The 24,508-nt window shown below is 64.6% G+C and carries 25 protein-coding genes; 18 read left to right on the top strand and 7 right to left on the bottom strand.

The window, feature by feature from the left end; all coding sequences use genetic code 11:
- Window positions 1-25 precede the first annotated feature (25 nt).
- The 3 genes from FNB15_RS06115 to FNB15_RS06105 all read right to left on the bottom strand — a co-directional run bounded on the left by FNB15_RS06115 (window position 26) and on the right by FNB15_RS06105 (window position 4,457).
- Window positions 26-1,951, bottom strand: coding sequence for a hybrid sensor histidine kinase/response regulator (locus FNB15_RS06115; protein WP_144067858.1), 1,926 nt, complete (start codon window positions 1,949-1,951; stop codon window positions 26-28).
- A 124-nt stretch (window positions 1,952-2,075) separates the two neighbouring features.
- Window positions 2,076-3,806 carry an adenylate/guanylate cyclase domain-containing protein gene (locus tag FNB15_RS06110; RefSeq protein WP_144067857.1) on the bottom strand — a complete coding sequence of 577 codons (1,731 nt, stop codon included), beginning with the start codon at window positions 3,804-3,806 and terminating at the stop codon, window positions 2,076-2,078.
- A gap of 12 nt (window positions 3,807-3,818) precedes the next feature.
- The gene (locus tag FNB15_RS06105; RefSeq protein WP_144067856.1) at window positions 3,819-4,457 is read right to left on the bottom strand and encodes a TetR/AcrR family transcriptional regulator; all 639 of its coding nucleotides are present in this window, start codon (window positions 4,455-4,457) and stop codon (window positions 3,819-3,821) included.
- 255 nt (window positions 4,458-4,712) lie between these two features.
- Here FNB15_RS06105 and FNB15_RS06100 point away from each other — a divergent pair, with 255 nt between their 5' ends.
- Window positions 4,713-6,041 carry a tetratricopeptide repeat protein gene (locus FNB15_RS06100; protein ID WP_144067855.1) on the top strand — a complete coding sequence of 443 codons (1,329 nt, stop codon included), beginning with the start codon at window positions 4,713-4,715 and terminating at the stop codon, window positions 6,039-6,041.
- A 24-nt stretch (window positions 6,042-6,065) separates the two neighbouring features.
- On the opposite strand, the gene FNB15_RS06095 is transcribed toward FNB15_RS06100, so the two are convergent.
- Window positions 6,066-6,569, bottom strand: a complete 504-nt coding sequence (locus FNB15_RS06095) for a MarR family winged helix-turn-helix transcriptional regulator (RefSeq protein WP_144067854.1) — start codon at window positions 6,567-6,569, stop codon at window positions 6,066-6,068.
- A 262-nt stretch (window positions 6,570-6,831) separates the two neighbouring features.
- Between FNB15_RS06095 and FNB15_RS06090 the strand changes: the two genes are divergently transcribed.
- The 10 genes from FNB15_RS06090 (at window position 6,832) to FNB15_RS06045 (ending at window position 17,809) form a co-directional block, all read left to right on the top strand.
- Window positions 6,832-7,536, top strand: coding sequence for a tetratricopeptide repeat protein (locus tag FNB15_RS06090; RefSeq protein WP_144067853.1), 705 nt, complete (start codon window positions 6,832-6,834; stop codon window positions 7,534-7,536).
- A gap of 97 nt (window positions 7,537-7,633) precedes the next feature.
- Entirely contained in the window at window positions 7,634-8,593 is a 960-nt protein-coding gene (locus tag FNB15_RS06085; RefSeq protein WP_144067852.1) for an alpha/beta fold hydrolase, read from the top strand.
- 2 nt (window positions 8,594-8,595) lie between these two features.
- A complete protein-coding gene (locus FNB15_RS06080; RefSeq protein ID WP_144067851.1) occupies window positions 8,596-9,339 on the top strand; it encodes a methyltransferase family protein in 744 nt (247 codons plus the stop codon).
- Window positions 9,340-9,350: 11 nt separating this feature from the next.
- On the top strand, window positions 9,351-10,217 hold the full coding sequence (locus FNB15_RS06075; RefSeq protein WP_144067850.1) for an alpha/beta fold hydrolase: 867 nt from the start codon (window positions 9,351-9,353) through the stop codon (window positions 10,215-10,217).
- Between the two features lie 145 nt (window positions 10,218-10,362).
- On the top strand, window positions 10,363-11,163 hold the full coding sequence (gene otsB, locus FNB15_RS06070; protein WP_185973735.1) for a trehalose-phosphatase: 801 nt from the start codon (window positions 10,363-10,365) through the stop codon (window positions 11,161-11,163).
- Window positions 11,160-12,977 carry a glycoside hydrolase family 15 protein gene (locus FNB15_RS06065; protein WP_144067848.1) on the top strand — a complete coding sequence of 606 codons (1,818 nt, stop codon included), beginning with the start codon at window positions 11,160-11,162 and terminating at the stop codon, window positions 12,975-12,977. Before otsB ends, FNB15_RS06065 begins: the two co-directional genes overlap by 4 nt.
- Window positions 12,962-14,395 (top strand): alpha,alpha-trehalose-phosphate synthase (UDP-forming), encoded by a 1,434-nt coding sequence (gene otsA / locus FNB15_RS06060; RefSeq protein WP_144067847.1) that lies wholly within the window; start codon window positions 12,962-12,964, stop codon window positions 14,393-14,395. The genes FNB15_RS06065 and otsA overlap by 16 nt, the downstream gene beginning before the upstream one ends.
- Before the next feature lie 65 nt (window positions 14,396-14,460).
- Window positions 14,461-15,435 (top strand): bifunctional helix-turn-helix transcriptional regulator/GNAT family N-acetyltransferase, encoded by a 975-nt coding sequence (locus FNB15_RS06055; RefSeq protein WP_144067846.1) that lies wholly within the window; start codon window positions 14,461-14,463, stop codon window positions 15,433-15,435.
- A complete protein-coding gene (locus tag FNB15_RS06050) occupies window positions 15,432-16,325 on the top strand; it encodes a DMT family transporter (protein WP_246068804.1) in 894 nt (297 codons plus the stop codon). Before FNB15_RS06055 ends, FNB15_RS06050 begins: the two co-directional genes overlap by 4 nt.
- A 71-nt stretch (window positions 16,326-16,396) precedes the next feature.
- Complete coding sequence (locus FNB15_RS06045) at window positions 16,397-17,809, top strand: multicopper oxidase family protein (protein WP_144067845.1); 1,413 nt, start codon at window positions 16,397-16,399, stop codon at window positions 17,807-17,809.
- Between the two features lie 18 nt (window positions 17,810-17,827).
- Here the strand turns inward: FNB15_RS06045 and FNB15_RS06040 are convergent, their stop codons facing one another.
- Complete coding sequence (locus FNB15_RS06040) at window positions 17,828-18,145, bottom strand: DUF1476 domain-containing protein (protein ID WP_144067844.1); 318 nt, start codon at window positions 18,143-18,145, stop codon at window positions 17,828-17,830.
- Between the two features lie 237 nt (window positions 18,146-18,382).
- Between FNB15_RS06040 and purC the strand changes: the two genes are divergently transcribed.
- The 6 genes from purC (at window position 18,383) to grxD (ending at window position 23,006) form a co-directional block, all read left to right on the top strand.
- Window positions 18,383-19,147: a phosphoribosylaminoimidazolesuccinocarboxamide synthase gene (gene purC, locus FNB15_RS06035; protein WP_144067843.1), complete on the top strand. Its 765-nt coding sequence runs from the start codon at window positions 18,383-18,385 to the stop codon at window positions 19,145-19,147.
- An 81-nt stretch (window positions 19,148-19,228) separates the two neighbouring features.
- Window positions 19,229-19,483, top strand: coding sequence for a phosphoribosylformylglycinamidine synthase subunit PurS (gene purS, locus FNB15_RS06030; protein WP_144067842.1), 255 nt, complete (start codon window positions 19,229-19,231; stop codon window positions 19,481-19,483).
- A 3-nt stretch (window positions 19,484-19,486) separates the two neighbouring features.
- Entirely contained in the window at window positions 19,487-20,182 is a 696-nt protein-coding gene (purQ, locus tag FNB15_RS06025) for a phosphoribosylformylglycinamidine synthase subunit PurQ (protein WP_144067841.1), read from the top strand.
- A gap of 41 nt (window positions 20,183-20,223) precedes the next feature.
- Entirely contained in the window at window positions 20,224-22,380 is a 2,157-nt protein-coding gene (purL, locus tag FNB15_RS06020; protein WP_144258648.1) for a phosphoribosylformylglycinamidine synthase subunit PurL, read from the top strand.
- Window positions 22,381-22,407: 27 nt separating this feature from the next.
- Window positions 22,408-22,638, top strand: a complete 231-nt coding sequence (locus FNB15_RS06015) for a BolA family protein (RefSeq protein WP_144067840.1) — start codon at window positions 22,408-22,410, stop codon at window positions 22,636-22,638.
- A gap of 26 nt (window positions 22,639-22,664) precedes the next feature.
- Window positions 22,665-23,006 (top strand): Grx4 family monothiol glutaredoxin, encoded by a 342-nt coding sequence (gene grxD, locus FNB15_RS06010; protein ID WP_144067839.1) that lies wholly within the window; start codon window positions 22,665-22,667, stop codon window positions 23,004-23,006.
- A 57-nt stretch (window positions 23,007-23,063) separates the two neighbouring features.
- On the opposite strand, the gene FNB15_RS06005 is transcribed toward grxD, so the two are convergent.
- Together FNB15_RS06005 and FNB15_RS06000 are read right to left on the bottom strand one after the other, a co-directional pair.
- Window positions 23,064-23,471, bottom strand: a complete 408-nt coding sequence (locus FNB15_RS06005) for a GFA family protein (protein WP_144067838.1) — start codon at window positions 23,469-23,471, stop codon at window positions 23,064-23,066.
- 1 nt (window position 23,472) lies between these two features.
- On the bottom strand, window positions 23,473-23,799 hold the full coding sequence (locus tag FNB15_RS06000) for a monooxygenase (RefSeq protein ID WP_144067837.1): 327 nt from the start codon (window positions 23,797-23,799) through the stop codon (window positions 23,473-23,475).
- A 99-nt stretch (window positions 23,800-23,898) separates the two neighbouring features.
- On the opposite strand from FNB15_RS06000, the gene FNB15_RS05995 reads away from it, so the two are divergent.
- The gene (locus FNB15_RS05995) at window positions 23,899-24,504 is read left to right on the top strand and encodes a TetR/AcrR family transcriptional regulator (protein ID WP_144067836.1); all 606 of its coding nucleotides are present in this window, start codon (window positions 23,899-23,901) and stop codon (window positions 24,502-24,504) included.
- Window positions 24,505-24,508: the final 4 nt, after the last annotated feature.

The raw sequence follows: 24,508 nt of genomic DNA, 5'->3' as shown, positions 1-24,508 counted from the left end.
CAGGCGAATGATCAGCGGCCTGGCTCTAGCTCACCGCCGCCGCCACCGCGCGCGCCAGGTCTTCCTGGAAGAACGGCTTTGACAGTTTCGGCAACATCGCGTCGCGCGGCACCTCGGCATAGCCAGTGGCCAGGATGATCGGCAGATTGGGTCGTTCGATCCGCACGGTTTTGGCAAGCTGCAGCCCGGTCATCTGCGGCATCGCCTCGTCGGTGATCAGCAGGTCGACCGTGGCATGCTGGCGCAGGATTTCCAGGGCCTGCGGGCCCGAGGTCGCCTCCAGCACGGTATGGCCCATTTCCTCGAGCATGGCGACGGTGTTCATCAGCACCAGCCGGTCGTCATCCACCGCCAGCACGGTCAACGGTCGCGTCGCCGACTGCGCCGCACCGGCCGGCGACGCCTCGTTCCGGACCGCCGTCGCATGCGCAAGCGGCAGCCAGAGTTCGGCCGTGGTGCCCTTGTCCGTTTCGCTTTTCAGCACCAGCCGACCGCCGGACTGCTCGGCCAGGCCGTGCACCATCGAAAGCCCGAGCCCGGTGCCCTTACCGATGCCCTTGGTGGTGAAGAAAGGCTCGGCGGCGCGTTTCAGTGTCGCCTCGTCCATGCCTTCGCCGCTGTCGGCCACCGAAAGGCAGACATAGCGGCCCGGCACCAGCAGGCCCGCCGGAGCGCCATCCGGCACGGTTTCCTCGCGTGCCGCGATCACGATGCTGCCGCCCTGCGGCATGGCATCGCGCGCATTCATGGTCAGATTCAATAGCGCCAGTTCCAGCTGGTTGGCATCGGCCTGGATCGAGGCAAGCGTCTCAGGTAGCTGTGTGTCGATGGTGATCGATGGCCCCAGCGTACGACGCAGCAGGTCGGTCATGCCGCGCACCAGTGCCGGCAGGTCGATGCTGCGCAGGTTCAGGTCCTGCTTGCGCGCAAAGGCCAGCAGGCGCTGGGTCAGTGCGGCGCCGCGCCTGGCGCCCTGCATGGCGTTTTCGAGCAGTGGCGTCACCCTCGGATGTTCGGGGATGCGTTTTTTCAGCAGTTCGATGCTGCCGATGATCGCCATGAGAAGATTGTTGAAGTCATGCGCCACGCCGCCGGTCAGCTGGCCGATGGCATCCATCTTCTGCGACTGGAACAGCGCCTGCTGCGCCCGCTCCAGCGCCTGCTGCGTTTTCACCTTGTCGGTCATGTCGCGCGTGACCTTGGCGAAGCCGACCAGCATGCCGGCCTCGTTGCGGATCGCGTCGATCACCACATGCGCCCAGAACAGCGTGCCATCCTTGCGGACACGCCAGCCTTCCTTTTCAAAGCGGCCATCCAGCGCCGCCGTTGCCAGGCCACGCTCGGGCAAGTTCTGCGCACGGTCCTCGTCGGTGTAGAAGCGCGAGAAATGCGCGCCGATGATCTCGTCGGCGGTGTAGCCCTTGATCTTCTCGGCACCGGCATTCCAGCTTTCCACACGGCCGTCGGGATCCAGCATGTAGATCGCGTAATCGGTCACGCTCAGCACCAGGCGGCGGAACTGCTCCTCGCTGCGACGCAGTTCCTCCTGTGCCAGCATGCGTGCGGTCAGGTCGCGCGTGATCTTGGCAAAGCCGGTCAGCCCGCCGGCGTCATCATGTATCGGATCGATCACCACATGCGCCCAGAACAGCGAGCCGTCCTTGCGCAGGCGCCAGCCCTCGGCTTCGAAGCGGCCTTCGGTTTCAGCCGTCTTCAGCGCGCGTTGCGGCAGATGGGTGGCGCGGTCTTCCTCGGTATAGAAGCGGGAGAAATGCTGGCCGATGATCTCGTCGGCGGTGTAGCCCTTGAAACGCTGCGCGCCGGCATTCCAGCTCACCACCGTGCCGGTCGTATCCAGCATGTAGATGGCATAGTCGGTGATGGAATCGACCATCAGGCGATAGCGCCGGTCGTCGGTGATGGCTGTCTTCAACGGCAGGTCCGCCGTCATGCTTCCCCCGAAACTGCAGCCCCTTGGCATGCTGGGACGCCGAGGCGCCGGGTAACAAAACCGAAACGTTGTCCTGACCGGAAGGTTCCGGGCCGGGGTATTGAACCCGGTTCGTCGGCGGCACTCAAGACGTGGCGGCGACCGTTGCGCTCATGCCGGCTTCGGCCGGCGCGATATGCCCGGCCACCAGCACCTCGATATTTTCCGATTTGCCGCGCAAAGCCACGCTTTCGCGCTGCCAGCTCATGCCGGCCATGGCGGCCGCCCCGGCGCGATCGGCCACTTCAGCCGAGATTACCAGTTCGGCGCCGAAGTCTTTCGTGGCGGTTTCCAGCCGGCTGGCGGTGTTCACCGCGTCACCCACCGCGGTCAGGTGCATGGCGCTGCCATGGCCCATCTCGCCAACGATGGCCGGCCCGCAGTGAATCCCGATGCCGATCCGCAGTTTCTGGTCGAGGTCCATCTTCAGCGCGTCGTTCAGCTGCACCAGCGCCGCCGCCATGCGGCGCGCGGCATCCAGGGCGCGGCGGCAGCCTTCGTCGGGCCCTTCATCGATGCCGAACAGCGCCATCACGCCGTCGCCGATGAACTTGTCGAGCTTGCCGCCGGCGCCATCGACCGCCTCGCCCATCGCCTTGAAATACTGGTTCAGCACGAACACCACATCGTAGGGCAGTTTGCCTTCCGACAGTTTGGTGAAGCCGCGCAGGTCGGCGAACAGGATGGCGATGCGGCGTTCGGAGCCCTGTGCGTAGCTGGTATTGCCGTAGGCGATCCTGCTCTGCACGCCGGCCGGCAGCAGTGGCAGCACGGCAACATCGCCCTGCGGCCGCACCTGGCAGGCGAGCCGCACACCCGGCGACGCCTTGACGCGATCCAGCACCTTCTGCTCGGCGGCATCGGGCGGCGACAGATCGGCCGCGCCCGCACCGCTCAGACGAACGCGACAGGTCGAGCAGCGGCCCTGGCCACCGCAGACCGAAGCATGCGGATAGCCGATCGCGCGGCTGGCTTCCAGCACGGTGAGGCTGCCGGCCAGGCCGCGGAATTTGCGGCCATCGGGATAGCTGACGGTGACGATGCCGCGCCGCCGGCGCAGCGCTGCCGCCAGCAGGCGGCCGAACAGGCCGAGGCCGAGCAGGCCGATCATCGTCTGGTAGGCCAGGCCGACATTGCGCATGCCGAAATCATTGGCGGCAGGTCCGGGCCAGTTGAGGCTGGCGCGGAAAGCCTCCATCCATTCGGGCTGCTGCATCGCCAGCAGCACGGCGCGTCCGGCCGAGAGATAGCCCATCGTCGCCAGCATCGGCAGCAGCAAAGCCGCCCCGAACAGGAACGGCCAGACGCGCTCGGACACGGCTTTCAGCCGCAGCCAGTAATATACGCCGAAGCAGCCATGGCCCCAGGCGATCAGGATCAGGATATTCTGGCGCAGGCCAATGAGAGGCTCCTGCACGAACTGCACGATCAGCACATAGGCGTAAGTATCGTTCACGCCGAGTGCTTCATGCAGGCCGCGCGTGCCGATCACGTGATCGACCACCAGCGGCGGCACGCAGACGCCGAGCGCCAGCTGCATCCAGCCCTGCCACTGAATGCCGCGGTAATGGCCGCGTCGCAGCCAGTTGAACAGGGCGAGCAGCGGATGCGTGATCGCAGCCGTGTAGAGCAGCACCGTGCCCGGCCAGCTGCGCCAGATGAACTTGAACACGCCCGAGCCGGCATCCATCGCCTGCAGCGACACGATACCGAACGTATGATTGATCAGATGCGTGGCAAGGAAAGTGAACAGCACCAGGCCCGAGGCCAGCTTGGTCCGGCTGTAGATCTCCTCGAAGCGTGCGCCCGCCGCCATGATGGTTTCAGCCTAGGCGGCCGATACGGCCGCGTCCAGCTTGCCGCGCTTCACGCCTGTGTCAGGTTCGGGAATCTGCGGCGAGAACAGCAGTTCGAGATAGTTGCGGTAATGCCGCCACTGCGCCGCCATCGCGCCGGCATCGCGCTGCACTTTTGAGAGAATGAAGGCACCTTCGGCCAGCGCCAGACTCATCTCGGCCAGTGTGCGCACGTCCACCGGCAGGCGCGGCGGATATAGCCGCATCGCCGCCTCCAGTTTCCCGGTGATGCGCCGGGTCCAGTGGCTGAACACCTCGCGCACCACCGTCATGGTTACGTCGTCGAACAGCTGCGATTCATAGATGAAGGAGGCATAGAGGCAGCCGGGATACGGCGCGGTGAGTTTCGCGGTCTCTTCCTCATACAGCCCGATGCAGATCAGCAGCTGCTGCAGCGGATCGCGGCTCAAGGCTTCGGCGCGATCCAGCACGCTTTGAAGATGCGCGGCATCGGCATCGGCATCGCGCTGCACCAGCGCCAGCGCCAGCTCGGCCTTGCTCTTGAAGTGATAGAAGAACGCACCCTTGGTGATGCCGGCCCGGCCGATCACCGCATCCAGCGAGGCGGCCGAATAGCCGGTCTCCAGGATCAGGCCCTGGGCCGCATCCATGATGGCCTTCCGGGTGATGCTGCCGTCGCGGGGCAAAGCGGCCTCCAGTGGATGGTGAGCGGATTATTATACGGGCTGGTCGGTTTCACAAGGCTGTGAGCAACTGACCGCATAACCCCTGGAAGTTATAGATAATTCAAGGGCTAAACTCCTAATATGGCAAGTTGTTGTACGGGTGCAATGTATACCTTGACGGGATTGGTGCGTCTTATTTATACCGACTAGTCTGTTAGTTTCAAGATGGAGACCATAGTCATGCTGCACGATCAGGCCGGTCATGGCCTCAGCGGCGCCACGGACGAGGCGCTGGCGCTGTTCGAGACCGCGCTGGGCCAGTTTCACACCTATACCGGCAACCCGCTCGAGACCGCTGAGGCTGCCATTGCGGCGGCACCCGACTTCGCCATGGCGCATCTGCTGCGCGCGCATCTCTATCTCTCGGGCATGGAAGCGCCCGGTATCGTGCCGGCGTTGCAGAGCATCAGCACCGCGCGCCGTCTGGCCAGCACGGAACGCGAAACCCTGCACACTGTCGCGGCCGAGGCCTGGGCTGGCGGCCGCTTCGAGGCAGCCTCCGAACGCTTCGACGATATCCTGCTCGCTGCGCCACGCGATAGTCTTGCGCTACAGATGGGTCACCTGCTCGATTTCTATCGCGGCGATGCGCGCAATCTGCGCGATCGCGTGCTGCGCGTGCTGCCATCGTGGAGCGCGAACTTGCCGAATCATCACGCGGTCCTTGGCATGCTCGGCTTCGGCCTGGAGGAAACCGGCGATTACGCGGCGGCGGAATCCGCCGGCCGCCGCGCCTGTGATCTCAATCCGCGCGATGCCTGGGCGCACCATGCCGTGCTGCATGTGATGGAAATGCAGGGTCGTGTCGAAGATGGCATCCGCTGGGCCACCACGCGCGAACAGCACTGGGCACCCGACAACATGATGGCGGTGCACAATTGGTGGCATCTGATGCTCTATCACCTGGAGCACGACGATCATGCACAGGTGCTGCGTCTGTACGACGACAAGGTGCGCGGCGGCGGTTCCACTGTGATCCTCGATCTCGTCGATGCTTCCGCCATGTTGTGGCGGCTTCACCTGCGCGGCGTCGAGATCGGCACGGCACGCTGGACTGAACTGGCCGAGGCCTGGTCGAGCACCGCCGATGACGGCGTCTATGCCTTCAACGACGTGCATGGCCTGATCGCGTATCTGGGCGCCGGCCGCACGGATCTCGCCGCGCGCCAGCTCGAGACACTGCACCGCTCGGCCGAGCGCAGCAATTTCAGCAATGCGGCGATGACCTCGCAGGTCGGCCTGCCTGTGGCCAAGGCGCTGACCTCGTTCATGGATGGCGAGTATCAGGATTGCATCGCACGCCTGCGTGGCATGCGCACGATCGCGCACCGCTTTGGCGGCAGCCATGCGCAGCGCGATCTGCTCGATCTCACGCTGCTCGAAGCAGCGCGGCGCGCCGACGATCACAACCTGCTGCGCGCCCTCACCGCCGAACGCCTGCATGCGCGGCCGAAAAGTCCGCTGGCGTTGCGCTATCTCGCGCTGTCGAACGACCGCGTCGCGGCTTGACCGCGACGTATCCGGATGGTGCGCCTAAACGGTAAAGGCGGGACGCACCTGTTCGGCCAGTGCGCGCATCACGGCTTTCCACTGCTGCTCGGCCTCTGGTCCGGTGACGGAGAAAGCTTTGGCGAAGGCGTCGTACTGCAGATCGGTCAGCCGGCTTTCCAGCGCCGCGCCCTTGGGCGTCAGCGACAGCAGCGTCAGCCGGCGATTGGTCGGCGCCGGCTTCTGCACCAGATAGCCCTGCGCGATCAGATCGCGCATGGGACGGTGCAGCGCCTGGCGCGAGACCTCGAGCAGGTCGATCAGGTTGGCGATCGCGATGCCGGGCCGGCGTGCCACCACATAGAGGATGCGGTGATGCGGCCGGCCGAAGGCCAGTTTGTCGAGCACTTTCTTCGGCCCGGCCACGCCGGCGCGGTAGCCCAGGTAAAACAGCGAAATGGTCTCATCCACCGAGCCGCGCGCCGACTCGAGGAGGGTCTGGCGCGGCGCCGGCTTGCGTGGAGACGAGGATTTCTGGGTGGCCGTCATGGGGCGGGAATCCGGAACCGGGGCGGAAGCGTCTGCGCAGCATACAGGAATGACCCCGCAGGGCTAGCGGCCAGAACCGGGGCGCACTGCGGGGATATATCAATTATATTGATACTATTCACACGCTGCCTTCAATGCTGGTTTCCACGGCGCATGGCGACGATAGGGCATGTCGAGTTACTCCCCGCTGCATATTCGGCAGCTTGCGAAGCCTTCTGCTCCCGCCATGCGCTGCGGTCCGTCTCTCCTGTCCGGCTGCTAGATGCTTCACGATCGGACCGGTCACCCCGTCAGCGGCGCGACTGTCGAAGCCCTGGCGTCGTTCGAGACCGCACTGGCTCAGTTGCATTGCCTGATCGGCAATCCGCTGCAGGCGGCCGATGCGGCCATCGCGGCCGCGCCGGATTTCGCCATGGCGCATCTGTTGCGCGCGTATCTGTATTTGTCGCGCATGGACGTCTCCGGCATCGCGCCGGGGCAGCGGAGCCTTGCAACGGCCCGTCGCCTCGCCTGGACCGAACGCGAGACGCTGCATGTGCTGGCGGCGGAAGCCTGGGCCGGCGGCCGTCTGGCGGCGGCCGCTGCATGTTTCGACGACGTCCTGATCGCCAACCCGCGCGACAGCCTGGCCCTCCAGATGGCGCATCTGATCGATTTCCATCGTGGCGACATGCGCAGCCTGCATGTGCGCGTGCGGCGCATACTGCCGGCCTGGAGCGCGGCGCTGCCGCATCTTCATGCGATGCTCCACATGCTGGCCTTCGGGCTGGAGCAGCCGGCGGGCCGCCACAGCCGCAATGTCGATCCGCGCGCGCCGGGCGCGCTCGAGAATTTCATGGCGCTCCACAACTGGTGGCATCTCGTGCTGCATCACCTCGATCGCGAGGAGCATGTCGAAACACCCTGCGCGCTGAGCCGGTATGCGGCGGCGCCATTGCAACAAATGGCAATGATTTCAAAAAGCTAGTGGCCAGAACCAGCCCGCGGCGGCGGCGATATATCAACTATATTGATAATATCAATAACATTGATATATTCCTCGCCGTTCCGAGGCGACCGGGTCCATGCACCGCATCATGTTTATCCTTGTCTGCACACTGGCCGCGCTGGCTCTCACCGGCGCGGCCGCCTGGTTCTTTCTCCCCACGGCGACGTGGCGTGATGTCGTCACGGCTGCTGAGCGCCAGCGCGCCGGCCTGGTGGCGAAAACCGTCACGGCCGGCGGTCAGCCTATCGCCTATCTCGATGGCGGTGCGGCAACCGACCCCGCGCCGATTCTGCTGCTGCATGGCAGCAGCGGTGAAAAGGATAACTGGAATCGCGTTGCACGCTTCCTCACGCCGCAGCATCGCGTGATCGCCATTGATCTGCCCGGTTTCGGCGACAGTCCACATTGGATTGGCCATGGCATCGGTCTGGCCGACCAGGTCGCGGCGCTGACCGCGATCATCGATGCGCTCGGGCTGCAGCAGTTGCATCTGGGCGGCAATTCCATGGGCGCGCGCGTGGCCGCGCTCTATGCAGCAGCTCATCCGCGCCGCGTGCGCAGTCTGTGGCTGCCGGGGCCAAGCGGCGTGCTGTCGGCTGCACCCAGCGATCTGCAGCGCCATCTGCAAGCCGGCGGCGACAATCCGCTCTTCATCCGCAGCATCTATGCCTTCGACGCCTATCTGCACTGGCTGATGGCCGCGCCGCCGCGCATCCCGGCACCGGTGAAACACGCCATGGCCGAACGCGCGCTCGGTAAGGCGGATTTCCATCGCAGTGTCTTCGACGCTTTCGCCCACGAGACCGTATCGCTGGAACACAGCCTCAACGGTATGACGGTGCCGACCCGCATCGTCTGGGGCGAGCGTGATCGCATCTGGCACGTTTCGGGCGCCACGCTGCTGGTCGACCACCTGGCGAATGCGTCTTTGCTGCTGCTGCCGGGCGGACATCTGCCGATGATCGAGGCACCCGACACTGTCGCTGCCGATTATCTCGCCTTCCTTTCATCTCTTCCCCAGCATCAGGAGTTCTGACCATGGCCGGTTTGTCATTCGCCGCTTTCGCCTATCTCTGCTTCAACCTCGTCACTGGCGCGCTGGCGCTGTTCCTCACCGGCCTGCCCGAGATTGCCGGGTTTAAGCTGCCGATCACGGTCGATTCCTCGATCTGGCCGCCGTTGTCGCCCTGGCTGGCCGGTGCCGTCGATCTCGGCCTGATCGCGCTGTTCGGCCTGCAGCACAGCGTCATGGCGCGGCCGGGCTTCAAGCGCTGGCTCACCACCTTTGTGCCGCCGCACCTGGAGCGCGCGACGTATATGTTTGTCAGCTCTCCGGCACTGCTGACGGTACTGCTGTTCTGGCAGCCGCTGCCCGGCATGGTCTGGCGCAGTGACGACGACATTCTCACGCTGTTGCTCTGGGCGTTGTTTGGTGCCGGCTGGCTGCTGCTGGTGGCTGCCACCTGGATGATCGATCATTTCGAACTCTTCGGCCTGGCGCAGGCCTGGCGCCACTGGCGCGGCAAGCCCGCACCGGCCAGTGACTTCCGCATGGTCTATGCGTATCGCTATATGCGGCATCCTATCTACACCGGCTGGCTCATCACCTTCTGGGCCACACCGCAGATGAGCGTCAGCCATTTGCTGTTCGCGATCGGCATGTCCGCCTACATCCTGGTCGGCATCATCTGCGAGGAGCGCGACCTGATCGCCACGTTCGGCGACCGCTATCGTGCCTATCGCAGCCGCGTGCCGGCGCTGATCCCCGGTTTCAAGGTCTGAGGAGACACGTCATGCCCACGCTCGAAACCACCGCCGGCCGGCTGTCCTGGTTCGACAACGGCGTCGCGGATGCCGGTGCGCCCACCCTGCTGCTGCTGCATTCCAGCGGTGCCTCGCACCGGCAGTGGCGCCAGCTCGTCGGGCAGCTCGGCCAGAGCTGGCGCATCCTCGCGCCCGACCTGTTCGGCTATCGCGATGCGCCGATGCCGGAAGCAGCGCCATCGGCGCGCCGCTCCATCGTGCAGGATGAAATGGATCTGCTCGGTGCGCTGCTGCAGCAGGTCGATGGCCCGGTGCATGTCGTCGGCCACTCCTATGGTGGCGCCATCGGGATCGAACTGGCCCTGCTGCATCCCGAACGCATCGCAGCGCTGGCGGTGTATGAACCGGTGATGTTCGCCCTGCTGCGCGACAGCCAGCAGCAGGCGGCCTGGAGCGAGATCGCGCAGGTGGCGCAGCGTCTGGTCGATCTGGTCGCCGCCGGCAACCTGCGCGCTGCGGCGTCGCATTTCATCGGCTACTGGACCGCGCCCGGCGGATTCGAGGCGATGCCCGAGGCGATGCAGGAGACGGTCGCCGCCGGCATGCCCAAGGTGGCGGACGAATTCCGTGAAGTGCTGCGTCGGCGCGATGCGCCGCCGGATTTCAGCCGGCTGACCATGCCGGTGCTGCTGCTCTGTGGCAGCGACACCACCATTGCGGCGCGCGGCGTGGTCGCCGAACTGCGCCGGCTGCTGCCTGCGCCGCGTTTCGTTGAGGTGGCGGGCGGCCGCCATATGGCACCCCTGCAGCAGCCCGATCTGGTCAATCCGCTGCTGGTCGACTTCCTCGACATCGCCACCCAGGTGGCGCGCCGCGGCCTGCGCTGGGCCGGCTGATCCCCTAAATCCGCCGTATACGTTCCATCCTGTGACTGCGGAGGGAACCGGGGTTGTAATCGGTCGTTTAGCTTTCTATATATTTCTCGGAAAACCGAGAAAATACATGATTCCTGCCCATTCGGGGCGGGGGAAGCAGACACGGATGACCGACTCTATGCCACCGGGGCAGATGGCTGCCCTGCAGCCGCCGCCGCCGCCGCAACCGAACTGGGCCTTGTTTCTCGATATCGACGGTACGCTGCTCGATATCGCGGACACGCCGGATCGCGTGCAGGTGCCGGCGCGCCTGCTCGACGATCTGCAGGCCGCCGAGAAGAAGCTCAGCGGCGCGCTGGCGCTGGTCTCCGGCCGTCCGATCTCGGAAATCGACAAACTGTTCGATCCCCTGAAGCTCGCGGCCAGCGGCCAGCATGGCAGCGAATGGCGGCCGGTGCCCGGCGCCGCAACGCAATCCGTGTCCGAAGCGCCACTGCCCGCCGGCCTGCATGAAGCGGCCGCGAAACTCGGCAACCTGCATCCCGGCATCGTGGTGGAACGCAAGACCCATGCGCTCGCCGTGCATTATCGCAACGCGCCGGATTTCGGCGCTGAGATCGGCGGTCGCCTGGCGGCCGCGATGGCGGGCTTCGACGGCCTGATGCTGCTGCACGGCAAGGCCGTGTGGGAAATCAAGGATGCGCAGCAGTCCAAGGGCACGGCGGTGAATTTGTTCATGCGTCAGCCGGCTTTTGCCGATCGCGTCGCGGTGTTCATCGGTGACGACCGCACGGATGAAGACGGTTTCCATGCCGTGGAAGAACATGGCGGACTTGCCATTCCGGTCGGCCAGCTGGCGCTGAAACGCGGACGCGCCCAGGGAAAGCCCATCGTGGCCTTTGCTACACCGACACAGGTGCGCAAATGGCTGTCCGATTTTGCCATGCGCGATGGAGCTGCGGCATGACGACAACGACAGCAGCACATCGCAATTCGCTCGATCTCGGCATCATCGGCAACTCGGTGATCGCCGCCCTGATCGACCGTCAGGCGCGGATCGTCTGGCATTGCGCGCCCAGGCTGGATGGCGATCCGGTCTTCTGCGACCTGCTGTCGCCCAAGATCGAGGGCGAGGGCATCTTCGCCGTCGAGCTGCGCGGACTGCAGCAGACCTCGCAGCACTATGTCGAGAATACCGCCGTGCTGGTGACGGTGCTGACCGATGCCAACGGTGCCAGCATCCGCATCACCGACTTCTGCCCGCGCTTCAAGCAGTATGACCGCACCTACCGCCCGGCTATGCTGATCCGCCGCATCGAGCCGGTCAGCGGCACGCCGGTGGTGCGCGTGCGCATCCGGCCATTATTCGATTACGGCATGACGCAGCCGAGCCGTACGCTGGGCTCCAACCATATCCGTTTCACCGCACCGGGCGCCGCGCTCCGCCTCACCACCGACGCGCCGATTGCGTTTGTGGATGCCGAAAGTGAATTCGCGCTCACCCATCCCATGACCCTGGTGCTCGGGCCCGACGAAAGCTTCACGGCCTCGCTCACCCATATGGCGCGTGAATTCCAGGAACGCACCATCGAATACTGGATCGAATGGGTGCGCTATCTCTCGGTGCCGTTCGAATGGCAGGAGGCGGTGATCCGCGCCGCCATCACGCTGAAACTCTGCGCCTATGAGGAAACCGGCGCGATTCTCGCCGCATTGACCACCTCGATCCCCGAAGCCGCCGACACGCCGCGCAACTGGGATTACCGCTTCTGCTGGATGCGCGATGCCTATTTCGTCGTGCAGGCATTGAATCGCCTGGGCGCCACCAAGACGATGGAGGATTTCCTCCGCTATATCACCACCACCGTGGCGCTGCATCCCGATATCGAGCTGCAGCCGGTCTATGGCCTCGACCCGGCGGCGTCGCTGGAAGAACTGACCATGCCGGGCCTCGCCGGCTATCGCGGCATGGGTCCGGTGCGCAAGGGCAATGCCGCCTTCTCGCAGCGCCAGAACGACACCTATGGGTCTATCGTACTGGCGGTGGCGCAGATGTTCTTCGACAAGCGCCTGCCGCGCCGTGGCGACATCGCGCTGTTCGAGCAGCTGGAAGGCCTGGGCGAAAAAGCCGCCGCGCTGGCGCTCACCGATGATGCGGGATTATGGGAATTCCGCGGCCGCGCGCGGGTGCACACGCATTCCGCCGCCATGTGCTGGGCGGCCTGCCGCCGTCTTGCCAGGATCGCCGGCCTGCTCGGGCTGGAGGCGCGCGCCGGCTACTGGCGCGACCATGCCGAACGCATCCGCAAGGCCATTCTGGAACATGCCTGGAATCCCAAGCTGAACAGCTTCGTCGAGAGTTTCGACGGCGAGGATCTCGATGCCTCCTTGCTGCTGCTGCAGGAGATCGGTTTCCTGGCCGCCGACGATCCGCGCTTCCTCGGCACCGTGGATGCGATCGGCAAGCATCTCAAACGCGGCAGCCACCTGATGCGCTATATCGCGCCCGACGATTTCGGCCTGCCGCACAACGCGTTTTCGATCTGCACCTTCTGGTATGTCGATGCACTGGCCGCCACCGGCCGGCGCGACGAGGCGCGGCAGATGTTCGAAGGGCTGCTCGCCTCGCGCAACCATCTCGGACTGCTTTCGGAAGACATTGATACGGCGACAGGTGAGCTATGGGGAAATTTCCCGCAGACCTATTCGATGGTTGGTTTGATCGTTTGCGCGATGCGACTGTCCAAAAGCTGGGAGGAAGCGTTTTGGCGCGGCTCGTAGTCGTTTCCAACCGCGTCGCCATGCCGCGTGACCGCGCCGGCCGTGCCGGCGGCCTCGCCGTGGCCCTGCGTGAATCGCTGCAGCAGCATGGCGGGTTGTGGTTCGGCTGGAGCGGCGAGATCAACGACGCGCCATCGCCTGAGCCGCGCCGCACCCGCCAGGGCCGCGTCGACTATGCCGTGCTCGACCTCACCACCGAGGAACACAAGGGCTTCTATCTCGAATTCTCCAACGGCATGCTCTGGCCGCTCTGCCACTACCGGCTCGGCCTGATCGAATTCCGCCGTTCGGCCTGGGACAGTTATCTCGCCGTCAATGCGCGTTTTGCCGACCAGCTGGCGACCGAGCTCAGGCCCGACGACGTGATCTGGATCCACGACTACCATTTCATTCCGCTGGCTGCCGAACTGCGCCGGCGCGGCGTGCAGAACCGCATCGGTTTCTTCATGCATATTCCTTTCCCGGCGCCCGAAGTGCTGGCGGCGCTGCCCGGCCACGAGCGGCTGGTGCGCGATCTCTGCGCCTATGATCTGGTCGGCTTCCAGACCCGTGGCGACGTGCGCGCGCTGACCGAATACATCCTGCATGAAGCCGAGGGCACCGTGATCGGCAACAGCGGCGAGGGCGATGTGCGTATCGGCGCGTTTGGCCGCGAACTGCGCGTCGGCACCTTCCCGATCGGCATCGACACGCAGGATTTCGCCGAGATCGCCGCCGAGGGCGCCAACAGCGACGAAACCCAGCGCCTCACCGAAAGCCTCGCCGGCCGTGCGCTGGTGGTCGGTGTCGACCGGCTCGATTATTCCAAGGGCATCCCGCAGCGCTTCGAGGCCTTCCAGCATCTGCTCGGCAGCCGGCCCGAACATCGCGGCAAGGTCACCTTCATGCAGATCGCGCCGATCTCGCGCGGCGAGGTGGCGCAGTATCGCAAACTGCGCAACGAGCTCGACGCGCTCACCGGGCGCATCAACGGCAAGTTCGCCGAATTCGACTGGGTGCCGGTGCGCTATCTCAACAAGTCGTTTGCCCGCAACACGCTGGCCGGTTTCTACCGCCATGCCCGCGTCGGCCTGGTCACGCCCTTGCGCGACGGCATGAACCTCGTGGCCAAGGAATATGTCGCCTCGCAGGATCCGGCCGATCCGGGGGCACTGGTGCTGTCGCGCTTTGCCGGTGCCGCGCGCGAGCTGAAAGGCGCGCTGCTGGTGAACCCTTACGACACCGAGCATATCGCCGACGCGCTGCACCGCGCGCTGGTCATGCCGCTGGAGGAACGGCGCCAGCGCTGGGAATCGATGATGGGCGTGCTGAAGGTCAATACCATTTCGCACTGGCGGGAAAACTACCTCGCCGCCCTGCAGGCCGAGGGCAACCCAGCCGGTCGCGGGGATGACAACCTCGCCGGGGCGGCCGATTAGCCAGGCGAATAGATAGTTGACTTAGTCAAGTATTGAGGCAGGATGGGCGCGGAGGAACGCGCCCCATGACGAAGCCTGCTGCCGCCCGCAAAAGCCCGAAGTCCGCCCTTGCCGCCGATGTCGCGGCTCAGGTCGAGCGCATGCGGTCCTTCAACCGCTTCTATACCCATAAGATCGGCCTGCTCGAGGGCAGCAGGCTCTACGATCCCTTCTCGCTGGCCGAGACCCGCGTGCTCTATGAACTCGCGCATCGCGACCGCGTCACGGCGTCCGATCTGGTGCGTGATCTGGGGATGGATGCCGGCTACCTGAGCCGCATGCTGCGCGGCTTCGAGAAACAGGGGCTGATCACCCGCAAGGCGGCGAAGGAAGATGCGCGCCAGAGCGTGCTCACCATCACCGCTGCCGGCCGCAAGGCCTTCGCGCCGCAGGAGGATGTGTCGCGTCGTGTGCTCAGCCCGCTGATCGAGCGGCTGCCGGCGGAAGATCGCGCCCGGCTGGTCGAGGCGATGGACACCATCACGCAGCTGCTGTCGGAAGAAAAACCGGCTGCCAAGCCGGGTTTCCATCTGCGCCCGCATCGTCCCGGCGATATCGGCTGGATGGTGCAGAAGCATGGCGAGCTCTACACCGCCGAATATGGCTGGGACAGCAGCTTCGAGGCGCTGGCCGCCGAGGTCGGCACGCAGTTCCTGCGCGACTTCGATCCCGCATGGGAGAATGCCTGGATCGCCGAACTCGACAGCGGCGAACGCGTCGGCTGTGTCTTCCTGATCCGCAAGTCTGCCACGGTGGCCAAGCTGCGCGTGCTGATCGTCGACCCGAAGGCACGCGGCCTTGGCGTCGGCAAGGCGCTGGTACAGGCCTGTATCGATTTCGCCAAGCTGAAAGGCTATCGCAAGATCACGCTGTGGACGAACAGTATTCTGGTCGCCGCGCGCGGCATCTACGAAAAGACCGGCTTCAGGCTGGTGCAGAGCGAACCGCATGACAGTTTCGGCCAGAAGCTGATCGGCGAGACCTGGGATCTCAAGCTTTGAAAAGCTGGGCGCCCATTGCCGTCGCCGCCGGCGTCGGCGTGCAGGTCGGGCTGGCGCTGGTCGCCACGCGCTATGCCGTCGGCGAAAGCGGCCCGGGCACGCTGGCGATGTTCCGCTATGCCATCGGCGCCGCCTGCCTGCTGCCGGTGATGGCTCACCTGCGCATGCCGATGCGTTTCGCCTGGCGCGATGCGCTGCCGATCGCCATTTTCGGCATCCTGCAGTTCGGCATCCTGATCGTGCTGATCAATTATGGCCTGGCGCATATTACCGCCGCGCGCGCGGCACTTCTGTTTGCCAGCTTCCCGCTGATGACCATGATCATCGCCGCCATTCTTGGCCGTGAAAAGCTCACCCTGCTGAAATCCGCAGGTGTGCTGCTCACCATCCTCGGCGTTGGGCTCGCGCTCGGTGAAAAGATTTTCGACGGCGCCAGCGCAGACAGCTGGCCGAATAGTTTTCTGGGCGAAGGCGCCGTGCTGCTGGCCGCCTTCTGCGGCGCGCTCTGCAGCGTGCTGTTCAAGCCCTATCTGCAGCGCTACCCCACGCTCAGCGTCGGGGCCTATTCGATGCTGGCCAGCGTCGCCTTCCTGATCTTTCTCGCAGTGTGGGAAGGTGCCTTCACCGGCTGGCCGGGCTACAGCACCACCGGCTGGCTCGCCGTGGTGTTCATCGGCCTCAGCAGCGGCATCGGCTATTTCGGCTGGCTCTGGGCGTTGCGCCATGCGCCGCCCACACAGGTCACGGTCTTTCTTGGCTTAAGCCCGATCACGGCCGGCATCGTCGGCGCGCTGCTGCTGGCCGAGCCGCTCACGGGACCGTTACTCGCCGGCATGGCGGTGGTGCTGGCGGGGCTGTGGCTGGCACTGCGACCCCAGAAGCAGGCCTGAAAAACACAAGTCGTCTGCGCCTTGCCACATGGTAAGGTGCGCGGGAGGTTGTCCCGCGCTAGCATGCCCGCATGATCACGCGCCGCCATTTCCTCACCGCCGCCTCTTCCGTCGCCGCTGTCGCCTTCGTGGCGCTGCCGAAGGTTGCGTCGGCTGCGACGACGAATGTCACGCTGATGCCGGCGCCTGCCACCTGGCCGGTGATGCCGAACCAGCAGGACACGGCTGTCTGGGCCTATAACAACAGCCTGCCCGGACCAGTGCTGCGCCTGAAGCAGAACGACCGCCTGCGCGCCGTGCTGAAAAACAACCTGACGCAGGACACCACGATTCACTGGCATGGCATCCGCCTGCCCAATGCGATGGACGGCGTGCCGGGCCTGACGCAGAAACCGGTCAGGCCCGGCGCCAGCTTCACTTACGACTTCGCCTGCCAGGATGCCGGCACCTTCTGGTATCACCCGCACGCCGGCAATCCCGAGCAGGTCGGCCGCGGTCTCTACGGTCTTCTCATTGTCGATGAACCGAACCCGCCGCCGGTGGATCGCGATGTCGCCTGGGTGCTGAGCGATCTGCGCCTGAATAAAGACGCGCAGATCACGCCCGATTTCGGCAACTTCATGGATCTCACCCATGCCGGGCGGCTCGGCAATGTCGCGCTCAACAACGGCAAGCTGGTGCAGCCTTTCGCGGTGACGGCCGGCGAACGCATCCGCCTGCGTCTGGTCAACACCGCGAATGCGCGCATCTTCGATCTGCGCTTTTCCGATCACGCGCCCTGGATCGTAGCATTGGACGGCCATCCGCTCGAGACGCCGCTGCAGCTTGGGCCGCGGGATCGCGTCACGCTCGGCCCCGGCATGCGCGCCGATCTCATCGTTGACCTCACCGGCAATCCTGCCACGCGCTATTCGGTCTTCGATCGCGACTTCCAGGGCCGCGAGCATCGCCTGACCGATTTGGCTTACGGCGATGCACCGGCAAGGGCGTCGGGGTCGCAAGATGCACCCACACTCGCCGCCAATCCGGTCGGCGCGTTCGATGCCGCGAAGGCCGAGCGCCTGCCGCTGGTGCTGGGCGGCGGTATGGGCGTGCCTTACGATCTGAAGGTCGATGGCGGGGCGAAGCTGGATATGCGGCAGGCCTGGGACCGGCACCGCATGGCCTGGAGCCTGAACGGCGAGGCGATGACCGAACATTCGGACCATCTCGGCCACAACACCCTGTTCAGCCTGAAGCGCGGACGCTCCTACCTGATCGAGGCCAGCAACGAGACGTCATGGCCGCATCCGGTGCATCTGCATGGCCATGTCTTCCGCGTGCTGACCCAGCCGGGCAAACCCTGGCGCGACACGGTGCTGCTGCAGCCCAATGAGAAGGCGCAGCTCGCCCTGGTGGCCGACAACCCCGGCCACTGGATGCTCCATTGCCATATCCTGGAGCATCAGGCCGCCGGGATGATGGCGACCGTCAGTGTCAAATAATATATAAAATTCCGTGGTTTAGGCGGAAAGCTGCTTCTTGGCCACGTCCAGCAGCTCGGCCAGCTTGGCGGCCAGGCGGTGGTCGGAAACCTCGACATTCTTGGCCTTCAGGTCGGCCTGCACCTTGCGGATCACGTCGGCGTCGCCGGCTTCCTCGAAATCGGCGGCCACCACGTCCTTGGCATAGGCATCGGCGGCTTCGCCGGTCAGGCCGATCTGTTCGGCGACCCACAGGCCGAGCAGCTTGTTGCGCCGCGCGACCGCCTTGAAGGCAAGCTCCTCGTCATGGGCATGCTTCTTCTCGAAGGCGTCCTTGCGGTCATCAAAAGTGGTCATCCGGGCCTCGTCGCAAACGGGGAGAAAGGTGTCCGATATATAGGGGTGCGTCCCCCCCGGCCGCAAGTGTCCGGCCGGTCAGGGATTTATGACGGAAAACCGGGCGATATGCGTAGTTTCGCGGCGATGCTTTTCCACTGTTTCCTGTGTCCCCTAAATGCTCTTGGGCGCATTGCGGCGCGAACCCCCTTGCGGTATCTAGGGCGCGAGCTTTCCCTATAGCCGGACAGGTGTGCCATGACGCGCCGCAGACAGGTTTACGAGGGCAAGGCGAAGGTCCTCTTCGAGGGTCCCGAGCCGGGCACTCTGGTACAGTATTTCAAAGACGACGCCACGGCGTTCAATAACAAGAAGAAGGGCACCATCACCGGCAAGGGTGTCCTGAACAACCGGATTTCCGAATACCTGATGACCCGCCTTGGCGAGGTCGGTATTCCGACGCATTTCGTGCGCCGGCTGAACATGCGCGAGCAGCTGATCAAGGAAGTCGAGATCATTCCGCTCGAAGTCGTCGTGCGCAATGTCGCCGCCGGCTCGCTGGCCACCCGCCTGGGCGTTGCCGAAGGCACCATGCTGCCGCGCTCGATCGTCGAGTTCTATTACAAGAACGACGAGCTGGGCGATCCGCTGGTGTCGGAAGAGCACATCACCTGCTTCGGCTGGGCCAATCCGCAGGAAATCGATGAGCTGATGCACCTCGCGCTGCGCATCAATGATTTCCTCTCCGGCCTGTTCCTCGGCATCGGGATCCGGCTCGTTGACTTCAAGCTGGAATTCGGCCGCTGGTGGCAGAATGACGAGATGCGCATCATCCTGGCCGACGAGATCAGCCCGGACTCTGCGCGTCTGTGGGACCTCAAGACCAACGAAAAGATGGACAAGGACCGCTTCCGCCGCGATCTCGGCAATGTCGCCGAGGCCTATCAGGAAGTGGCGCGGCGGCTCGGGATTCTTCCCGAAGGCGGCCCGCGCGACATCAAGGGTCCCGACACCATGCAGTAACTGGCGCACAACAGGCGCCGTGACTTGAAGCGGCGGCCAGAGCAAGGGCCGCCGCTGCTTTTTCAGAAGGACGAAGAGACGATGAAAGCCCGCGTACATGTTTCCCTGAAGAACGGCGTGCTCGACCCGCAGGGCAAGGCGATCAATCACGCGCTGCATGGCCTCGGCTTCGCCGATGTCGCCGATGTGCGCCAGGGCAAGCTGATCGAACTCGAACTGACCGGCGCGCTGGCCGCGAAGCCCAAGGCCGAGATCGAGGCCGCCGTGAAGGACATGGCGCAGAAGCTGCTGGCCAACACCGTGATCGAGAATTTCTCCGTCGAACTGGTGGGCTGATCAATGAAGGCTGCCATCGTCACCTTCCCCGGATCGAACCGCGAGCGCGACATGCGCATGGCGCTGACCAAGGTCAACAACGGCAAGCCGCCGGTTGACGTGTGGCATGGCGACAGCGAACTGCCGAAAGACATCGACCTGATCGTGCTGCCGGGCGGTTTTTCCTACGGCGATTACCTGCGCTGCGGCGCCATGGCGGCCAATTCGCCGATCATGCAGGAAGTGAAAAAGCGCGCCGAGGCCGGCACGCGCGTGCTGGCCGTGTGCAACGGTTTCCAGATTGCGTGTGAGGCGGGCCTGCTGCCTGGCGCGCTGATGACCAATGCCAGCCTGCAGTTCATCTGCCGCGAAGTGAACCTGCGCGTCGAGACCACCGCCAGCCAGTTCACGCAGAAATACCGCAAGGGCCAGACCATCCGCGTGCCGGTCGCGCATCACGATGGCAACTACACGCTGGACGCCGACAGCGTGAAGCGTCTGGAAGATGCCGACCTTGTCGCCTTCCGCTATGCCGACAGCCTCGGCAATGTCGCAGCCAGCACCAACCTGAACGGCTCTGTGTCCAATATCGCCGGCATTTATAACGCGAAGAAGACCGTGCTTGGCCTGATGCCGCATCCGGAAAACGCCACCGACCCGGTCTGCGGCGGCACCGATGGTCTCGGCCTGTTTGAATCGATTGCGGAGTCCCTGTCTTGAGCAAGACCGGCGTGAGTGAGACGAAGTATCCCAAGGATCTGATGGGCCTGAGCAAGGCCGAATACGATCTGGTGCTGGAGATCATGGGCCGCGAGCCCAACCAGGTCGAACTCGGCATCTTCTCGGTGATGTGGTCGGAGCACTGCTCCTACAAGTCGTCGAAGAAGTGGCTCAAGACCCTGCCGACGAAAGCGCCGTGGGTGATCTGCGGTCCGGGCGAGAATGCCGGCGTGATCGATATCGGTGACGGCTATGCCGCCATCTTCAAGATGGAAAGCCACAACCATCCCTCCTTCATCGAGCCCTATCAGGGTGCGGCGACCGGCGTGGGCGGCATCCTGCGCGATGTCTTCACCATGGGCGCGCGTCCCGTCGCCAACCTGAATGCGCTGCGCTTCGGCTCGCCCGATCATGCCAAGACGCGCCATCTGGTCTCGGGCGTGGTGCATGGCATCGGCGGCTACGGCAACAGCGTCGGCGTGCCGACGGTGGCCGGCGAGGTGAATTTCCACCCGAGCTACAACGGCAACATCCTGGTCAACGCGATGACGGTCGGTCTCGCGAAAACCGACAAGATTTTCTATTCGGCCGCCGCGGGCCTGGGCAATCCCGTCGTCTATGTCGGCTCCAAGACCGGCCGCGACGGCATCCATGGCGCCACCATGGCCTCGGCTGAATTCACCGAGGACAGCGAAGAGAAGCGGCCCACCGTGCAGGTCGGCGATCCCTTCACCGAAAAGCTGCTGATCGAGGCCTGCCTCGAACTGATGAACACCGACACCATCGTCGCCATCCAGGATATGGGCGCGGCCGGTCTGACGTCTTCGTCCTTCGAGATGGCGTCCAAGGGCGGCATGGGCATCGTCATCGATCTTGACAAGGTGCCGGCGCGCGAAACCGGCATGACGCCGTTCGAATTCATGCTCTCCGAAAGCCAGGAGCGCATGCTGATCATCCTCAAGCCGGGCAGCGAGCCGCAGGCCGAGGCGATCTTCAAGAAGTGGGAACTCGATTTCGCCGTCATCGGTCATCTCACCGATACCGGCCGCATGGTGCTGCGCTTCAACGGCGAGCAGGTCGGCGACCTGCCGATCGATCCGCTCGCCGCTGCCTCGCCGGAGTATGACAGGCCGTGGGTGAAGACGCCGCCGCAGAAGCCGCTTGGCCGCGTCAACCATCCGCTGCCGTTTGTCGAGGCGCTGGGCAAGCTGATCGGTTCGCCGGATCTCAGCTCACGCCGCTGGATCTGGGAACAGTATGACCATCTGATCCGTGGCAACACGGCACAGGTGCCGGGCGGCGACGCGGCCGTGGTGCGCATCGAGGGCAACGAGAAGAAGGCCCTCGCCATGACCACCGACTGCACGCCGCGTTATGTCTTTGCCGACCCGGTCGAGGGCGGCAAGCAGGCAGTGGCCGAAACCTGGCGCAACCTCACCGCGGTGGGCGCGCGTCCGCTCGCCATCACCGACAACATGAATTTCGGCAACCCGGAACGCCCCGAGATCATGGGGCAGTTCGTCGGTGCCGTCGAAGGCATCCGTGAAGCCTGCCTGGCGCTCGACTACCCGGTCGTGTCGGGCAACGTGTCGCTCTATAACGAGACCAACGGCAAGGGGATTCTCCCCACGCCCGCCATCGGTGGCGTCGGTATTCTGGATGACGTGACCAAGATGGCGACGCTGGCCTTCAAGCTGCCGGGCGAAGCCATCCTGCTGGTGGGCAAGACCAACGGCCATCTCGGCCAGTCGGTTTACCTGCGCGACATCTGCGGCCAGGAAGCCGGCCCGCCGCCGCCGGTCGACCTGAAGGTCGAGCGCACCAATGGCGATGCCGTGCGGATGCTGATCGGCAAGGGCATGGTCTCGGCGGTGCATGACTGCTCGGACGGCGGTCTGGCCATCGCCCTGGCCGAGATGGCCATGGCGGCCGGCTTCGGCGCCGAGGTGAAACTGCCCTCGGGCGACGAATTCGAGATCGGTTTCGGCGAGGATCAGGCCCGTTATGTGCTGACCTGCCCGGCGGAAAAGGCCGAGGCGGTGATCGCAGCGATGGAAGCTGCCGGGGCGCCGGTCGCCAAGCTCGGCCTGACCGGCGGCGACGCGTTGACCTTTGCCGGCCTTGGCACCATATCGGTGGCGCAGCTCAAGTCGGCCCATGAGGGCTGGCTGCCGGGCTTCATGGCCGGTAAACAGTGAATATCGGTCAAAAAGGACGCTGACAAAATGGCAATGGATGCCAGCGAAATCGAGAGCATGATCAAGGACGCGCTGCCCGATGCCCAGGTGCGCATCGACGACCTGCGCGGCGACGGCGACCATTACGCCGCCACCGTGGTCTCCAGCGCGTTTGCCGGCAAGACCCGGGTGCAGCAGCACCAGATGGTCTATGCCGCACTCAAGGGCCGCATGGGCGGCCAGCTGCATGCCCTGCAGCTCACCACGCAGACGCCATAACGAATAACGACCAGAGGACGATCGCCATGAGCGAGAAGGAACAGACTTTCGAGCGTATCCGCGAAGAGCTTGCCGGCAACGAGGTCGTGCTGTTCATGAAGGGCACGCCGGTGTTTCCGCAATGCGGCTTCTCGGCCGTCACCGTGCAGGTGCTGTCGCGCCTTGGCCTGAAGTTCAAAGGCATCGACATTCTGTCGGACCCGGCGATCCGCACGCACCTCAAGGAATTCTCCGACTGGCCGACCTTCCCGCAGCTTTATGTGAAGGGCGAGTTCGTCGGCGGCTGCGACATCGTGAAAGAGATGTACCAGAACGGCGAGCTGCAGCAGTATCTCACCGACAAGGGCGTCGCCGTCCAGGAAGCGTAAGCTTCCGCTTCACCGCGAATAACAAGGCGCTGCCAGCGCAAGCCGGCAGCGCCTTTTTTATGACTGGTTCTGCGGGAATCGCGCCGCGCCCGCCACTGGCGCGAGCCAGTCGGCGGCATGATCGCAATAAATTTCCGTCGTCGCGGTCAGCCCGCCGAGATTATCCAGCGAGCCGGCCTTGATCACCACATGCTTTGGTGCTGCCGCGATCTTCACCAGGATCGGCGCGCCGCAGTTGCCGCAGAAATGGCGGTTCACCGGCTGGCCGCTGTCGCCGGTATCGACAAACACTTTCGTCTCGCCCTGCTGTTCGTAGTCGCTCTCGCGCAGCACGATGTTGAACGAGAACAGGCTGCCGCTCTGCTTGCGGCAATGCGTGCAGTGACACAGTACGCCCGGTCGCGGCTCGGCTTTCAGCACATAGCGTACGGCGCCGCACAGGCAGCCGCCTTCGCGGTTCGACAACTCAGGCCTCGCCCAAATCATCGATCACGGTCTGCTGCGTGACGTTATCGACCACCACCGGGCTGTCGAGATAGGTCACGCTCGGCTCGCAGCCGTATTTGCCGCGCACAAAGTCGCGCCATGCGTCGGTGTACATCGCCTCGGCCGCTTCGCGGGTCTGCCACAGATAGATGCCGCCGACGGTGACGCCATCGGGATAGAGTACATAGGTCTTGCGATAGAGGCCCGGCACGTTGCGGTATTTCGGCGCGGTGCTGCGGAAGATGGCGACGGCATCTTCCCGGCTGATCGGTGCGGGCAGGGTGAAGCTGGTCAGGGCGGTGATCATGGGCTATCACTTCAATAGTTTTTGACACGATGTCGAGAAACCATGTTATTGACGCTATGTCAAATACTATGTTTATGCCTGTATCCCGGGAAAACCGATATGCGACCACGCGAATTCGACAACGATGCCCTGCTGCGCATCGCCTTCGACCAGGTCTGGCGCAAGGGTCTGCGCGGCGCCTTGCTGTCGGATATCGCGCGCGAGGCCGGCGTGCAGCGCGGCAGCCTCTACAACGCCTTCGGCAGCAAGGAGGCGCTGTTCCTCGCCGCCTATGACCGCTATGCCGGCGACTATCTGGCCGCTGTCGAACAGACGCTGGGCGGCGGCAATCTGCGCGACAGCCTGACGGCGTTTTTCGAGATGACGATCCGCAATTTCCGCTCCGGCACGCCGCCGCGCGGCTGTCCCACCACGCGCGGGCTGATGGAACTCGACTCTTCCGCTGACGCTGCGCTGCACCACCAGGCGCGCGACGCTTTCGCGGCGCTGGTCACGCGCATCACCGCGCTGATCGAAGCCGCCTTTGTGCGCGCTGCGGCACGCGGCGAGTTCAGCGGCGATGCAGCTGCGGCCGCCTGGCAGATCGCCACGGTGACGCGTGGCCTCGCCGTGCTGGAACGCGCCTTCGACGACGAGCCGCAGTTGCGAAACATCGCGGCCCATACAATCGACCTTGTGCTGGGCAAGGCCGGCCGCGCGGCCTAATCTG

It is taken from the genome of Ferrovibrio terrae, from assembly GCF_007197755.1.
Taxonomy (GTDB): Bacteria; Pseudomonadota; Alphaproteobacteria; order Ferrovibrionales; family Ferrovibrionaceae; genus Ferrovibrio; species Ferrovibrio terrae.
This window is presented reverse-complemented; position numbering and strand designations above follow the sequence as displayed.